This window comes from Xylophilus sp. ASV27 (assembly GCF_016428875.1).
GTDB lineage: Bacteria > Pseudomonadota > Gammaproteobacteria > Burkholderiales > Burkholderiaceae_C > Xylophilus.
The window spans coordinates 1-14,391 of sequence record NZ_JAELTO010000112.1; the positions used below are offsets into that span (position 1 = coordinate 1).

Annotated in this window: 12 protein-coding genes and 1 pseudogene; 9 read left to right on the forward strand and 4 right to left on the reverse strand. The window is 71.9% G+C overall.

The window, feature by feature from the left end:
• The 4 genes from JHD63_RS18755 to JHD63_RS18770 form a co-directional block, all read right to left on the reverse strand.
• Positions 1-797: protein-disulfide reductase DsbD domain-containing protein (locus tag JHD63_RS18755; protein ID WP_370590574.1), on the reverse strand; the 797-nt coding region annotated here is incomplete at its 3' end.
• Between the two features lie 189 nt (positions 798-986).
• On the reverse strand, positions 987-1,799 hold the full coding sequence (locus tag JHD63_RS18760) for a family 1 encapsulin nanocompartment shell protein (protein ID WP_198972330.1): 813 nt from the start codon (positions 1,797-1,799) through the stop codon (positions 987-989).
• A gap of 1 nt (position 1,800) precedes the next feature.
• Entirely contained in the window at positions 1,801-2,832 is a 1,032-nt protein-coding gene (locus JHD63_RS18765; protein ID WP_198972331.1) for a Dyp-type peroxidase, read from the reverse strand.
• Positions 2,833-2,926: 94 nt separating this feature from the next.
• Entirely contained in the window at positions 2,927-3,955 is a 1,029-nt protein-coding gene (locus JHD63_RS18770; RefSeq protein WP_198972332.1) for an AraC family transcriptional regulator, read from the reverse strand.
• Between the two features lie 155 nt (positions 3,956-4,110).
• On the opposite strand from JHD63_RS18770, the gene JHD63_RS18775 reads away from it, so the two are divergent.
• The 9 genes and pseudogenes from JHD63_RS18775 to JHD63_RS18815 all read left to right on the forward strand — a co-directional run bounded on the left by JHD63_RS18775 (position 4,111) and on the right by JHD63_RS18815 (position 14,186).
• A complete protein-coding gene (locus JHD63_RS18775) occupies positions 4,111-5,133 on the forward strand; it encodes a 2Fe-2S iron-sulfur cluster-binding protein (protein WP_198972333.1) in 1,023 nt (340 codons plus the stop codon).
• 20 nt (positions 5,134-5,153) lie between these two features.
• A complete protein-coding gene (locus JHD63_RS18780; RefSeq protein ID WP_198972334.1) occupies positions 5,154-6,317 on the forward strand; it encodes an alkane 1-monooxygenase in 1,164 nt (387 codons plus the stop codon).
• A 13-nt stretch (positions 6,318-6,330) separates the two neighbouring features.
• Positions 6,331-7,947: a GMC family oxidoreductase gene (locus tag JHD63_RS18785; protein ID WP_198972335.1), complete on the forward strand. Its 1,617-nt coding sequence runs from the start codon at positions 6,331-6,333 to the stop codon at positions 7,945-7,947.
• Position 7,948: 1 nt separating this feature from the next.
• Positions 7,949-9,688 carry an aldehyde dehydrogenase family protein gene (locus tag JHD63_RS18790; protein WP_198972336.1) on the forward strand — a complete coding sequence of 580 codons (1,740 nt, stop codon included), beginning with the start codon at positions 7,949-7,951 and terminating at the stop codon, positions 9,686-9,688.
• A 168-nt stretch (positions 9,689-9,856) separates the two neighbouring features.
• Positions 9,857-10,708, forward strand: coding sequence for a creatininase family protein (locus JHD63_RS18795; RefSeq protein WP_198972337.1), 852 nt, complete (start codon positions 9,857-9,859; stop codon positions 10,706-10,708).
• 50 nt (positions 10,709-10,758) lie between these two features.
• On the forward strand, positions 10,759-11,532 hold the full coding sequence (locus tag JHD63_RS18800) for a sensor histidine kinase (protein ID WP_198972338.1): 774 nt from the start codon (positions 10,759-10,761) through the stop codon (positions 11,530-11,532).
• A 2-nt stretch (positions 11,533-11,534) separates the two neighbouring features.
• Positions 11,535-11,951: pseudogene (locus JHD63_RS18805) on the forward strand (response regulator); the annotation flags it as partial.
• A 150-nt stretch (positions 11,952-12,101) separates the two neighbouring features.
• The gene (cynS, locus tag JHD63_RS18810) at positions 12,102-12,545 is read left to right on the forward strand and encodes a cyanase (protein ID WP_198972340.1); all 444 of its coding nucleotides are present in this window, start codon (positions 12,102-12,104) and stop codon (positions 12,543-12,545) included.
• A 234-nt stretch (positions 12,546-12,779) separates the two neighbouring features.
• Positions 12,780-14,186 carry an MFS transporter gene (locus JHD63_RS18815; RefSeq protein WP_198972341.1) on the forward strand — a complete coding sequence of 469 codons (1,407 nt, stop codon included), beginning with the start codon at positions 12,780-12,782 and terminating at the stop codon, positions 14,184-14,186.
• The last annotated feature ends 205 nt before the right edge of the window (positions 14,187-14,391 follow it).

The window sequence follows — 14,391 nt, forward strand, 5'->3', positions numbered from 1 at the left end:
CCCCCCCCCCCCCCCCCCCCCCCCCCCCCCCCCCCCCCCCCCCCCCCCCCCCTTTTAGATGTGTATAAGAGACAGGCCAGGACCAGCGGCAGCCGCGCGGGGCTCTCGGTGCGCAGCGAGGACAGCGGCACGCTGCCGTTCCAGATGGCGCCGTCCCAGGACTGGGTGATGGCGGCGGCATGCTCCAGCAGGTCCGGGGCTTCGGGGAACAGCTCCAGCGTGGCGCCGCGCAGCGCCGCGGGCAGGCCCCGCACCGAGAAGCGCATGGCGTCTCCTTCGGCCCGGGCCGTGGCGGTGCCGGCGAGCGCTGCCGGCCGCGCGGCCAGCGCCTGCTCGAAGTCGGCGCCGTCGAGCGCCGTGGCGCTGTGCAGCGGCAGCGCCAGGCTGAAGTCGCCCTGCTCGGGAATGCACTCCTGCCGGCACACCAGCCACTGGGCATGCAGCCTGAGCGTGATGCTGTCCTGGCCGGTGGCGGGCTGCAAGCCGGGCGCCACCTGCAGCGGCACCGGCAGCAGCACGGTGTTCTCATAGCCGTAGTTGGCCAGCGAGCCGATGCGGATTTTCCGGGGCAGGGGCCAGTCCACCGCACCGGCGCTGATGCCCTCCGGCAGCGTCCAGGTGAAGCGCGTCGGCAGGCCGGAGTCGCCGGAATTCTTCCAGTAGGTATGCCACTCGGGCTGGTGCGTGAGGCGCAGCCCGGCCCACACGGGGCGGCCCGGCGCCACGCCCTCGGGCGCATGGGCCACCAGCTCGGCGCGCACGTGCGGCGTGGTGACCACGGCCGGGTCCGGGGCCACCGTTTTTGAGAGAAATTGGGCTCTAGCCCAGGTGCTACCTAGGCATGAAGCTATGAAAATAATAGCAACCGCCAGTCCGCGCGGGAACAGGCCGGCGCACGGGCGGCGGGGAAGGGCAGGGGGCATAGGTGCGGGTGGGAGCGCGCGGCCGGGGCTGAAGTTCCGGCCGCTGGCGCTCCGCTCACCCCATCAGGGTTGCGCCTGGGCAGGGTCGAGGATCACCGACGCCTCGGACGTCTGCGTGCGGTAGCTCAGCGTTTCCTGCAGATAGAGTTCGACCTCGCCGGCAGAGTGGCTGAGATAGCCGATGGACAGGTCCTGGCCGATCGTGAGGTCGAAATCGCCGCCGCGGGTGGTCAGCACCACGCCGCCCTGGATCGCGGGGCTCCAGATGATCTCCCTGTCGAGCAGCTTCTGGATGTGCTTGAGGACCGGGTAGCCGTCGTCGCTGCCGCCGGTGAGGCGGGTGTAGGGGCCGGCGCCCAACACCAGCGCGTAGGGCCCGTTGACGCCGGCCAGCCGCAGCGATTCGACCGCCTGCGCGATCGCCTCGGGATAGGCGCCGACGTCGGCCGGCAGGCGCAGCTTCGGGTTGCTGCTGACCTGGCGCATGCCGTCGATGCCGCCCTCGCCATAGCCCTCGAACACCACGTGGTCCTCGGCGAAGGCGATGGTCCTGGCCGCGTCCTTGAGCGGCTGCCAGTCGGAGTCGTTGGAGCCGCGCTCGACGTCGTCGATCGCCCGGCGCGTGAGCTTGAACGGCACGCGCAGTTCGAGCACCGGCGTGACCTGCCGCTGCGCCACCCGCAGGCCGGGGCACAGGGACGAGATCTCGCGGGTATGCCCGGTGCCGATCGCCGCCAGTTCGAAGCCCTTGGGCCCGATCAGGTCGACCACCTTGCGCGCGGCCAGGTAGCGCTTGAGCGTGCGCTTGGCCTCCTCCTCGATCTGGTCCCACGCGCCCGCGGAGATGGGCGCCAGTTCACGGTGCAGATTGTTCACGTCAGTCCTCTTCTTTCAATGATCCGATGCCCAGCGAGCCATGCGCCACGGGCGCGGCCGGCGCGGCGGCCGCCGCCGCGCCAGGGCCACCGTCGATCCGTGCGGGCGCCACGTCGTCCAGGAACGTCTGGGTCGGGACGAAGAACAGCGAGCCGGTGACGGCCCGGCTGAAGTTCAGCAGGCGGTCGTAATTGCCCGGCGGATGGCCGATGAACATGTTGTCGAGCATGCGCTCGGTACGGCTGGGCGAGCGCGCGTAGCCGATGAAATAGGTGCCGAACTCGCCCTTGCCGATGGCGCCGAAGGGCATGTTGTCGCGCAGGATGTCGAGCTGGTTGCCGTTCTCGTCGTGGATCACGGTCAGCGCGTTGTGCGCGAAGGACGGCTTGACGCCGTCCGGCAGCTCGATGTCCGAGAGCTTCCTGCGGCCGACGAAGCCTTCCTGCTGCTCGACCGGCACCGCCTCCCATTTCGGCAGGTCGTGCAGGTACTTCTGCACGATCACGTAGCTGCCGCCGGCAAAGAGCGGGTCTTCGTCGCCGATGAGGGTCGCCTCGGCGCAGGCGCGGCCCACGGGGTTCTCGGTCCCGTCCACGAACCCCATCAGGTCCCGGTCGTCGAAATACTTGAAGCCGTGGGTCTCGTCCACCACCGTGACCGCCGCCCCGATCCGCGCCATGATCTGCGCCGCCAGCTCGAAGCACAGGTCCATGCGCCGGGCGCGGATGTGGAACAGCAGGTCGCCCGGGGTGGACACGGCGTGGTGCACGCCGTGGATCTCACGGAACGGATGCAGCTCCCTGGGCCTGGGGGCGCCGAACAGCCGGTCCCAGGCGTCGGAGCCGAATCCGGTCACGCACGAAAGGCCGCCGTCCGGGTCGCGGAAGCCGATCGCGCGAACGATGGCGGCCATGTCCGCGCAGAACTCCCGCACGGCCTGGACGCTCTGCGCCCCCTCGTTCAGCGTCGCCACGAGAAAGATCGCCGAGCGCGACAGCCTGGCGGCCACGGGCTGGCTTTCGATTGCTTCCATCGGTTCATTCCATTCATGCGTGCCCTGGGGGCTTCCGCGGGAAGTATAGGCAGCGCCAGGCGGGCGCAGGGGCGCGCCCAAGTCCGACCGCCTCCTAGCGGGCACCGCCGCGCCGGTACTCGCTCGGCGACACCCCGTGCCAGCGCTTGAAGGCCTGCGAGAAGCACGAGGGGCTGGAGTAGCCCAGCCGCGCGGCGATGTCGGCCAGGGACTGCGTGCCGTCCTGCACCAGCTCCGCCGCCAGCGCCGAGCGGCCGTCGGCCACCAGCGCGCGGAACGAGCGGCCCTCGCGCTGCAGGTGGCGCTTGAGCGTGCGCGTGCTGGTGTTGGTGAGCCGGCTGATGGCGCCCAGCGTCGGGATCGCGGGCGAGGTCGAGACCGCCAGGTATTCCTTGACCAGTTCGCCCACCTGCAGCCCGGCGCGGCGGCGCTCCAGCAGGCGCCGGCAGGCCTGCTCGCACATGGCCGCCGTGGTCGGGTTCGCCGTCAGCGGCCTGGAGGCCAGCGCGCGCGCCGGAAACGCCACGTGGTAGCCCTCGCCAGCCGTGGCCGTGCCCAGCCCGCCGAGCGCGCGCAGGCGCTCCGGAATGGTGTGGAGCCGTCCCTTGCCCGCCTGCAGGCAGAACGCCGACAGCCGGAAGCCCGGCCCGCCGATGTCCTGCAGCAGCGCCGCGGCGGTGCCCATCTCGCGCTCGACCACGAAGCGCTGGAGCGTGGGCGACAGCTCGGGCGGGGAGAAGTTCAGCAAAGCGTGGTCGCCGCGCACCACCTTCTCGATGACCGAGTAGGCCGAGGTCAGCTGTATGTAGCGCAGCGCCATGTCCACCGCGTCCCCCAGCGTGGCGCTGGCGATCAGGCCGTAGCCCCACAGGCCGAAGGTGGAGAAGTGGCAGCGCAGCCCGACCTCCAGCCCCAGCCCGGGCGGGCGGCGCAGCGCGCCCATCAGGTTGTCGATCACGCGCAGTTCCTGCGCGGCCGACAGCTCGGTGTTCGGGTCGTCGAGCTGCGCGCGCGTGAGCCGGCTGCCGCGCAGCAGCACCTGCTCCGGCACGCCGTGCTCGGCGCCGAACTGCAGCATGGTCAGCGCCCCCGCGGGATCGCGCGCGAAGTCCCAAAGGCTCATAGGAACAAACCCCCAAACGGCTTTAGATTGGCCCATTTTCTAAAGTTTTGGGCGGTTGCGCGGATTCAAGAAAGGCCACCGGGCGCACAAGATGCACTCCGCTCCCACGGCGTCCGATCCGGGGGGGCGCACAACCCAGCCCATGGACCCGAGACATGTTGCCATTCTTCTCACGCGGCAAGCCCGCCAACGCGACGATCAACGGCAGGACCATCGCCGTGCTGCCGCGCGAGACCCTGCTCACCGCCGCGCTGCGCAACGGCATGGCCTTTCCGCACGGCTGCCGGGTCGGCGGCTGCGCGGGCTGCAAGTGCCGGCTGGTGCAGGGCCGGGTGCGGCAACTGAGGTCGGCGAGCTACATTCTGTCCGACCAGGACCTCGACGCGGGCTGCATCCTGGCCTGCCAGAGCGTGCCGCACGGCGACGTGCGCATCGAGGTCGACATGGCCGCGGCGGCGCGCCGGAGCCGCGCCCGGGTGCTGTCGCGCGAGCCCCTGACGCACGACATCGTGCGCCTGCGGGTGCAGCTCGAAGAGGCGCTGCCCTACCGCGCCGGCCAGTTCGCGATGCTGGCGTTCGACGCGCTGCCGGGCGTCGAGCGCAGCTACTCGTTCGCATCGCCCGCTGCGCCGGACGGGCAGGCGCTGTTCTTCATCCGCCAAGTGCCCGGCGGCGTCTTCTCCAGCTTCGTGCATGGGGAGGTCCTGGCGGGCGAGCCCCTGAGCGTCACCGGTCCGCTGGGCGACTTCTGGCTGCGCCCCGGCGCGGCGCCGCTGCTGATGGTGGCCGGCGGCAGCGGGCTGGCGCCGGTGCTGGCGATGCTGGCCGAGCGGCTGGGCGAGCGCGATGCGCGCCCGGTGGCCCTGCTCTTGGGCGCCCGCACCCAGCAGGACCTGTACGAGCAGGAGGCCATCGCCGGCCTCCAGGCGCAGTGGCAGGGCGCCTTCACCTACCGGCCGGTGTTGTCGGCCGAGCCGTGCGGCTCCGGCTGGCCGGGCGCGCGCGGGCTGGTGGCCGACTTCGTCGCCGAGCATGACGCGCGCAATGCCGACGCCTACCTCTGCGGCCCGCCGGCCATGGTCGATGCCGTCCAGCGGCGGCTGCTGGCACTGGGCGCCGCGCCAGCGCGCATCCGCGCCGACCGCTTCACCACGCTGAACGAGGCCCCGGCCGTTTGAACCCCACAGGAGACCACCCCATGATGTTCCTTCACTACCTCAAGTACTTTCTGTTCCATGCCGTCGGCCTGGTGTCCTGCGCCGCCATCCTCGCGGGCGGGAGGTGGACCGCCCTCGGCCTGGCCGCCGTGCTGGTCTACTACGTGCTGGGCGACGCCCTGCTCGGCGACGACCGCAGCACGCCGCGCTTCGGCCTGCCCGGGCTGCTGACCGCGCAGCTGTGGCTGGCGCTGCCGCTGGTGGCGCTGATCGTGTTCGCGATGGTGTGGAGCGTGAGCGCGGGCGACTTCCTCGACTTCGGCCGATGGCTGCAGCAGCGCACGGGCCATGACGTGCTGGCCGCGCGCGCCGCCACCAGCGCCTGGCAGCACGGCGCCGGCATGCTGCTGACCATTCTGATGATCGGCATCTGCGGCACCATCCCGGCGCATGAGTTGACGCACCGGACCTGGGATCCGGTCTCCATGGCCGTGGGGCGCTGGCTGCTGGCCTTCAGCTTCGACACCAACTTCTCGATCGAGCACGTCTACGGCCACCACCGCTACGTCTCGACCACCGAGGACCCGGCCACCGCGCCGCGCGGGCGCAACGTGTACGCGCACATCCTCATGTCCACCCTCAAGGGCAACGCCAGCGCCTGGAAGATCGAGAAGCGCCGCCTGCGGCGCGAAGGCCGGGCCCTGTTCTCGCCGCACAACGCGGTGCTGCGCGGCATGCTCATGAGCGCCGCCCTGGTCGCCGCCGCCGGCTGGATCGGCGGCGCCACCGGCGCCCTGGTGTTCTGCGCCTGCGCCCTGGGGGCCAAGGCGCTGCTGGAGATCGTCAACTACATGGAGCACTACGGCATGGTGCGCAATCCGGCGCTGCCGGTGCAGCCGCGCCACTCCTGGAACACCAACCGCCGCGTCAGCTCGTGGTCCATGTTCAACCTCACGCGCCACTCGCACCACCATGCGCAGGGCGAGGTGCCCTACCAGGACTTGAAACCCATGCCCGAGGCGCCGCAGATGATCAACGGCTACCTGACGACCATCATCGTCGCGTTGATTCCCCCACTCTGGCATGCTCTCATGACGCCCAAGGTGCTGGCCTGGGACCGCGAGCAGGCCTCGGAAGAAGAGAAGCGGCTGGCGGCCCAGGCCAATGCCGCGAGCGGCATCCGCGCACTGATGGCCCGGCGCTGAACAGGGGGATGGCATGGAATTCGACTACGTCATCGTCGGCGGCGGCTCCGCCGGCGCCACGCTCGCCGCGCGGCTGAGCGAAGACCGCGGCGCCCGCGTCTGCCTGCTGGAGGCGGGCGGGCGCGGCGACGGCATTCTGGTGCGCGCGCCCGCGGCCGTGGTGGCGATGCTGCCCGGCATCGGCAAGATCAACAACTGGGCGCTGCACACCGTGCCGCAGCCCGGGCTCGACGGCCGGCGCGGCTACCAGCCGCGCGGGCGCGCCCTGGGCGGCTCCTCGGCGATCAACGCCATGCTGTACGTGCGCGGCCAGCGGCAGGACTACGACGGCTGGGCCGCCCAGGGCTGCGAGGGCTGGGACTGGGACTCGGTGCTGCCCTACTTCAGGAAGTCGGAACACCACCAGCGCGGCGCCGATGCCCACCACGGCGGCAGCGGGCCGCTGCACGTGAGCGACCAGAAGTCGCCCCGGCCGGTCACGCAGGCCTTCGTCGAGGCGGCGCGCCACCAGGGCATGGCGTTGCGCAGCGACTTCAACACCGGCGACAACGAGGGCGCCGGCCTCTACCAGGTCACCCAGTTCCATGACGCCGCGCGCAACGGCCAGCGCTGCTCGGCGGCCGCCGCCTACCTGCACCCGGTCATGGGCCAGCGCCCGAACCTGGCGGTGCAGACCCGGGCCCGCGCCACGCGCATCCTGTTCGAAGGCCGGCGCGCCGCCGCCGTGGCCTACCGGCAGGGCGGCGTGGAGCGGGTGGTGAAGGCCGCGCGCGAGGTCATCGTCGCCGCGGGCGCTTTCGGCTCGCCGCAACTGCTGCAGCTCTCGGGCGTGGGCCGGCCCGAGGACATCACCCCCCACGGCATCCGCATGGTGCACGCGCTGCCGGGCGTCGGCCAGAACCTGCAGGACCACCTGGACTTCGTGCAGGGCTTCAAGAGCCGGGACACCGACAACTTCGGCATCGGCCTGGCCGGCGGCCTGCGCCTGCTCGGGCACATCGCGCGCTGGGCGCGCGACGGCACCGGCATGATCGCCACGCCCTTCGCGGAAGGCGCGGCGTTCTTCCGCAGCAGCCCCTCGGTCGAGCGGGCGGACCTGCAACTGCACTTCGTCATCTCCATCGTCGAGGACCATGCGCGCCGGCTGCACGCGGGCTACGGCTTTTCGTGCCACGTCTGCGTGCTGCGCCCGCATTCGCGCGGCGAGGTCTTCCTGCGCAGCGGCGACCCGCTCGCCGACCCCGGCATCGACCCGCGCTACCTCTCGGACGAGCGCGACCTCAAGGCCCTGGTGCAGGGCGCCAAGATGGCCCGCGACGTGCTGCTGGCGCCGCCGCTGGCGCGCTTCCGGCACCGCGAGCTGTTCGGCATCGCCGACGGCATGAGCGACGCGCAATGGGCGCGGCGGATCCGCGCGCGCGCCGACACCATCTACCACCCCGTGGGCACCTGCAGGATGGGCACCGACGACATGGCCGTGGTCGACCCGCAGCTGCGCGTGCGCGGGCTCGCCGGGCTGCGCGTGGTCGACGCTTCGGTGATGCCGACGCTGATCAGCGGCAACACCAACGCGCCAACGATCATGATCGCGGAGAAAGCCGCCGACCTGATCCGAGCAGGAGTCCACTGACATGCCCGATACCCCCGCACCCGACCCCCAGACCCGCGCCGCGCTGGACGCCGATCTGCAGGCCCTGCACGCCGCCCGGCAGCGCTGGGCCGCCACGCCGGCCGAGGCGCGCGTGGCCCTGCTCCAGCAGGTCAAGGACGCGCTCATGCGCGTGGCCCCCGGCTGGGCAGAGACGGCGGCGCGCAAGAAGCGCATTCCCGCCGGCTCGCCGCTGGCGGGCGAGGAATGGACCTCCGGCCCCTATGCCGTGATGGCGGCCTGCAACGGCCTGATGCAGACGCTCTCCCGGATGCAGGGCAAGGCCTTCCTGCGCGGCCTGCCCCTGCGCCGCCTGCGCAACGGGCAGCTCGCGGTGAAGGTGATGCCGCATTCGCTCTGGGACCGGCTGCTGCTCTCCGGCGTGTCGGCCGAGGTCTGGATGCGCCCCGGCGTGCACGAGCGCAACCTCGCCGCGCACGCCGCCGTGGCCTACGACCTGCCGCCGGCCGAGCGGCGCGGCAGGCTGGCCCTGGTGCTGGGGGCGGGCAACATCGCGTCGATCCCGCCGCTCGACGTGTTCCAGAAGCTGTTCATCGAAAACCAGGTCGTGCTGCTGAAGATGAATCCGGTCAACGACTACCTCACCGAGCATCTGCGCGCGGCGCTGCGCCCGCTGATCGAGTGCGACGCGCTGCGCATCGTCCGGGGCGACGGCGCCGCCGGCGCCTACCTCTGCGAGCATGCGCTGGTCGAGGAAATCCACATCACCGGCGCCGGCGCCACGCACGACGCCATCGTCTGGGGCCCTGGCGCGCAGGGCGCGCGCAACAAGGCCCTGGGCACGCCGCTGAACCGGCGCCGCGTCACCTCGGAGCTGGGCGCCGTGTGCCCCACCATCGTGGTGCCGGGGCCGTGGTCGCGCGCGGACATCCGCTTCCAGGCCGAGCAGATCGCCACGCAGAAGCTGCACAACTCCGGCTTCAACTGCGTGGCCTGCCAGACCCTGGTGCTGCCGCAGGGCTGGCCGCAGGCCGACGCGCTGATGGCCGAGATCGCCCGCGTGATGGCGCGCCACGGGCAGCGCGAGGCCTACTACCCCGGCAGCGGCGAGCGCGCCGCCGAATTCGCGGCGCATGCGCGCCACCCCGGCGCGATCGGCCGCGGCCCCGACGCGCCGCCCTGCGTGCTGGCCGACATGGACCAGGGCGACGCCGACTGGCTCGCGCGCCACGAGGTCTTCGCGCCCGCGCTGGCCACCAAGACCCTGCCCGGCGCCGACGCCGAGTCCTACCTGCGCGCGGCCATCGCCTTCGCCAACGAAGCGCTGTACGGCACCCTGGGCGCCAACATCGTCATCCACCCGCGCACCCTCGCGCAGATCGGGCGCGGACGCTTCGAGGAACTGCTGGCCGAACTGCGCTACGGCACCATCGCCGTCAACACCTGGACCGGCCTGGGCTTTCTGCTCAGCGCCTGCCCGTGGGGCGGCTTCCCCGGCGCGAGCCTGCAGGAGCCGCAGTCGGGCATCGGCACCGTGCACAACAGCTTCATGCTCGAAGAGACCGAGCGCACCGTGGTCAGCGCGCCGTGGCGGCCCTTCCCGCGCGGGCTGCTGTCCCTGCAGTTCTCGCTGCTGCCCCGGCCGCCCTGGTTCATCACCCACCGGCGCCAGCACATGCTCGGGCCCTTGCTGACCCGGTTCCAGCACCGCCCGGGCTGGCTGAAGCTGCCGCGCATCCTGCTGCAGGCACTCGCGGGATAGTGGGTTTGCTATTGAATATGTAGCTGGTAGCCCAGGTGGGTCCTGGGCTACAGCCACTTTTGACCAAAAAAAGACGGGGCAGGCGGTGGAAGCGCCCTGGGATCGATCCCTTTCGAGGCACAAGACACGAGAACCGCCGAACAGATGGCGCGCCCTAAGATCGCCGGCATGAGCAACGCCGCATCCCTTCCTGCCTCGCGCTACTGGGCCGACTGGCGCACCACCGACTTCGCGCAGCTGCGCCGCCTGGGCTTGGCCGAGGCCACGGTGGCCGTGCTGCCGGTGGCCGCCACCGAGCAGCACGGGCCGCACCTGCCGCTTTGCGTGGACACGGCGCTGATCGAGGGCGTGGTGGCGGCCGCGCTGCCGCACCTGCCCGAGGCGCTGCGCGCGCTGTTCCTGCCCACGCAGGCGGTCGGCTTCAGCCCCGAGCACACCGCCTTTCCCGGCACGCTGAGCTTCAGCGCCGAGACCCTGCTGCGCATCTGGACCGAGATCGGCGAGGCCGTGGCGCGCACCGGCATCCGCCGGCTGCTGCTGCTCAACGGCCATGGCGGGCAGGTCGGGGCGATGGACCTGGTGGCGCGCGACCTGCGCGCGCGCCGCGGGCTGCTGGTGGTGTCCACGAGCTGGTTCGCGCTGCCGCTGCCGCCCGAGGTGGAGCAGCGGTTCCCGCCGCACGAGCACCGCTTCGGCATCCACGCGGGCGACATCGAGACCTCGATGATGCTGCACCTGCGGCCCGGCCTGGTGCGCATGGAGGCCGCGCGCGACTTCCCTTCCACTTCCGCGGACCGCGCCGCGCGCTACCCCGTCCTGGGCAACGGCCGCAGCGCAAAGTTCGCCTGGCAGATGCAGGACTGCAACCCCCAGGGCGCGGCCGGCAATGCCGCCGCCGCCACCGCGGACAAGGGCGCGGCCGTGGTGCAGGCCGCGGGCCGGCAACTGGCGCTGCTGCTGCAGGAACTGGCCGCGCTGCCGCTCTCCACGTTGGTGGCGGCGCCCGACCTGGGCGGCTGAGTGCGAATGTAAGAGGGCGCACCGGGCACGGCGATTGCTAAACCCGGTACATGTCCGCCGGCGTCCTCCCCCTTGCACCTGCCGCGCGCGGCGGCGATGCCCTGCAGCCGTCGCGCGACGCGCCGGAGCCGCGCGTGGCCGAGCGCACGGCCTGGACGGAGCCGGTGCGCGAGCAGGAGCGCACCCGCATCGCACGCGAGGCGCATGCCGAGCTGGGCCGCCTGCTGGTGGCGCTGAAGATGGACGTCGACTGGCTCGACAAGCGCCTGGGCGAGCAGGCCGGCCGCAGCCCCGAGGCGGCGCAGGCCATGCGGCTGGAGATGCGCTGCAAGTGCCACGGCATGAGCGGCCTGATCGCGCGCACGGTCGACCACGTGGGCCGCATCGTCAGCGGCCTGCGGCCCGGCATCCTCGACCACCAGGGCCTGTGGGCCGCGCTGGAATGGCAGGCGCACGAGTTCGCGCGGTCGGCCGAGCTGGCGCTGGACTGGGACATGCAGGTGGACGCGTCGCTGCGACTGCCCGAGCCGGCGGCCATCGCGGTGTTGCGCATCTTCCAGGAGATGCTCGGCAACGTCGGCCGGCACGCCCGCGCGCGGCGCGTGGCGGTCTGCTTGCGCGAAAGCGCAGGCATGCTGGAGCTGCGCGTGCAGGACGACGGCCGCGGCGCCCCGCCGCGGGCCTTCGAGGCGCACGGCGCCCATGGCGTGCAGGGCATGCGCGAGCGCGCGCTGCATCTGGGCGGGCAGATCGAGGTTCACGGCGACGTCGGTCGCGGTGCAACGCTGTGCCTGCGCCTGCCGCTGGCCAGGGCGCGGCAGTGAGCATGGGCGCCGACATCCGCGTGCTGATCGGCGACGACCACCGCATGGTGCGCGAAGGCCTCAAGCAGGTGCTGGCCGATGCCTCCAACGGCCCGCCCGCGATGCGCGTCTGCGCCGAGGCCCAGAGCGGCCCCGAGGTGCTGTGGCAGATCGAGGTCATGGGCGGCGCGGCCGGCCTGGACCTGGTGCTGCTGGACATCGCCCTGCCCGGGCGCGACGGCCTGGAGGTGCTGCAGGCGCTGCGCCGCGCCTGGCCCGCGCTGCCGGTGCTGATGCTGTCCACCTACCCCGAGAGCCAGTACGCGCTGCGCTGCATCAAGCTCGGCGCGGCCGGCTACCTGCACAAGGGCGCCGACGCGCGCGCCATGGTGGCCGCCGTGCGCAAGGCCGCGGGCGGCGGCATCCATGTCTCGCCGGCCATGCCGTGAGCGACGTTGGTGCAGGGCCCGGCGCTCCGCCCCGTGCGCCGGGGCCGCATGGCGCCCCTGCCGCGCCGCGCATTCCGGGCCCGCCGCTTGCATGGCCCGCGGCATCCTCGACTTTCGCCACTTCCATCAGGAGCATCCCGCATGAACCGCAACGACGTCACCGAGAAGATCATCGCCGCCAAGGTGAGCAAGGGCATCCAGTGGGCCGCCGTGGCCAAGAGAGTGGGCCAGTCCAAGGAATGGACCACCGCCGCCTGCCTGGGCCAGATGACGCTCGACGCCAGGCAGGCCAAGGTGATCGGCAAGATCTTCGGCCTCAGCGCCGAGGAGCAGAAGTGGCTGCAGGTGGTGCCCTGCAAGGGCTCGCTGCCCACGCCGGTGCCGACCGACCCGCTGATCTACCGCTGGTACGAGATCGTGAGCGTATACGGCACCACCATCAAGGAACTGATCCATGAGGAGTTCGGCGACGGCATCATGAGCGCCATCGACTTCAGCATGGACATCCAGCGCCAGGCCGACCCCAAGGGCGACCGCGTTCAGGTGGTGCTGTCGGGCAAGTTCCTGCCGTACAAGACCTACTAGGGCAACGCCGGCACCCGCCGGTGCGAATGACCGAACTGTGCGACGATCGCGGCGTTGCGTCGCGCAAGGCGGCGCGTTTCATCGCACGCGCCGCCACGGCGCCGCCGGACCATGAGCACCACCGCCAAGACTGAGCTTCTCTCGGATGCCGCCTGCCCCTGCTGCGGCATCGGCCTTGCCGCGCTGAACGTCGAGCAGGCCATGCACCAGATTCCGGCCGGGGGCTGATCCGTCATGCCGCAGCGGCCCCCGGCTGCCGATACCCCGGCGGCGCACGCCCTGGCCGGGGCGCAGGCGCACGATCCGCCCGCCGCCGGGCGCGGCCTTGCCATGACGGCGATCCTGCTCGCCGTCTCGCTCGCCAGTCTCGACACGGCCATTGCCAACACGGCCCTGCCGCAGATGGCGCTGGACCTGGACACGAGTCCGTCGGCATCGGTGTGGATCGTCAATGCCTACCAGCTCGCCATGGTCGCCACGCTGCTGCCCTTTGCGTCGCTGGGCGAGCGCGTCGGCCACAAGCGCGTGTTCATGGGCGGCGTGGCGGTGTTTCTCGTGGCGTCGCTGCTGTGCGCGCTGTCGCCCACGCTCGGCTTTCTCGCCGGGGCCCGCGTGCTGCAGGGCGTCGGCGCGGCGGCGGTGATGAGCGTGAACATCGCGCTCATCCGCTTCCTGTATCCGGCGCATCAGCTGGGGCGCGGCGTCGGGCTCAACGCCCTCATCGTCGGGATCTCCTTTGCCATCGGGCCCACGGTCGCGTCGCTCGTGCTCGCGTTCGCAAGCTGGCCGTGGCTGTTCCTGATCAACGTGCCGACGGCACTGCTGGCGCTGGCCTTCTCGCGCGGCAACCTGCCCGACACGCCGCGCAGCGCGCACCGGCCGGACGTGATCGCCGCGCTGCTCAACGTGTCGACCTTCGCGCTGCTGATCTTCGCGTTGAGCCAGGCCGCGCAACAGGCGGACTGGCATCTGACGCTGGGCTGCTTCGCCGGCGCGCTGCTGTGCGGCTGGGCGCTGATCCGCCGCGAGCGCGGCCGCCTTGCGCCCATGCTGCCGGTCGATCTGCTGCGCCTGCCGGCCTTCGCGCTCTCGACCATCACGGCGATCTGCGCGTTTGCCACGCAGGGGCTGGGGCTGGTGTCGTTGCCGTTCTACTTCGAGAACGTGCTGCACCGCAGCCCCATCGAGACAGGCTTTCTGATGACGCCGTGGCCGTTCTTCGTGGCCGCGATCGCGCCCCTGGCCGGGCGCCTGTCCGATCGCTACCCGCCCGGCGCGCTGGGCGCGATCGGCCTGGCGATGCTCAGCGCGGGCATGGCGCTGCTCGCGCTCATGCCCGAGCAGGCCACGCCATGGGACATCGGCTGGCGCATGGCCCTGTGCGGCCTGGGCTTCGGCTTCTTCCAGTCGCCCAACCTGAAAGCCTTCATGCACAGCGCGCCGCCCGAGCGCAGCGGCGGCGCGAGCGGCATGGTCGGCACGTCGCGGCTGCTGGGGCAGGCCATGGGCGCGGCGCTCGTCGCCCTCGCGCTCGGCCTTGCCGGCGCGCAAGGCTCCATCTGGGCGCTGGCATGGGGCGCGGCGTTCTCGGCGGCGGGCTGCATTGCCAGCGGCCTGCGGCTGGTGCCGCGGCCTGCCTGAGCGTCCCGCCAAGTCGGCGGCTACGTTCGGGGCGCGGGCCTTGCATTCATAGGAAAAATGCCTGTAGCCCAGGTAGGTCCTGGGCAGGGCAATCGCATCTAACCAGAGCCCCCCATCCCCAGAGCCGCTCCCATGCCCATGAGGTGCTCCAGATAGGGCAGGCTCCAGCCAGCGCGCTTGCGCTTGGCCTGCAGCCCGAGCTTCA

Excerpts from the sequence above, each read along its gene's own strand:
- JHD63_RS18765 (WP_198972331.1), bottom strand. The coding sequence starts at position 2,832 with ATGGAAGCAATCGAAAGCCAGCCCGTGGCCGCCAGGCTGTCGCGCTCG.
- JHD63_RS18770 (WP_198972332.1), bottom strand. The coding sequence starts at position 3,955 with ATGAGCCTTTGGGACTTCGCGCGCGATCCCGCGGGGGCGCTGACCATG.
- JHD63_RS18775 (WP_198972333.1), top strand. The coding sequence starts at position 4,111 with ATGTTGCCATTCTTCTCACGCGGCAAGCCCGCCAACGCGACGATCAAC.
- JHD63_RS18780 (WP_198972334.1), top strand. The coding sequence starts at position 5,154 with ATGATGTTCCTTCACTACCTCAAGTACTTTCTGTTCCATGCCGTCGGC.
- JHD63_RS18785 (WP_198972335.1), top strand. The coding sequence starts at position 6,331 with ATGGAATTCGACTACGTCATCGTCGGCGGCGGCTCCGCCGGCGCCACG.
- JHD63_RS18790 (WP_198972336.1), top strand. The coding sequence starts at position 7,949 with ATGCCCGATACCCCCGCACCCGACCCCCAGACCCGCGCCGCGCTGGAC.
- JHD63_RS18795 (WP_198972337.1), top strand. The coding sequence starts at position 9,857 with ATGAGCAACGCCGCATCCCTTCCTGCCTCGCGCTACTGGGCCGACTGG.
- JHD63_RS18800 (WP_198972338.1), top strand. The coding sequence starts at position 10,759 with ATGTCCGCCGGCGTCCTCCCCCTTGCACCTGCCGCGCGCGGCGGCGAT.
- cynS (WP_198972340.1), top strand. The coding sequence starts at position 12,102 with ATGAACCGCAACGACGTCACCGAGAAGATCATCGCCGCCAAGGTGAGC.
- JHD63_RS18815 (WP_198972341.1), top strand. The coding sequence starts at position 12,780 with ATGCCGCAGCGGCCCCCGGCTGCCGATACCCCGGCGGCGCACGCCCTG.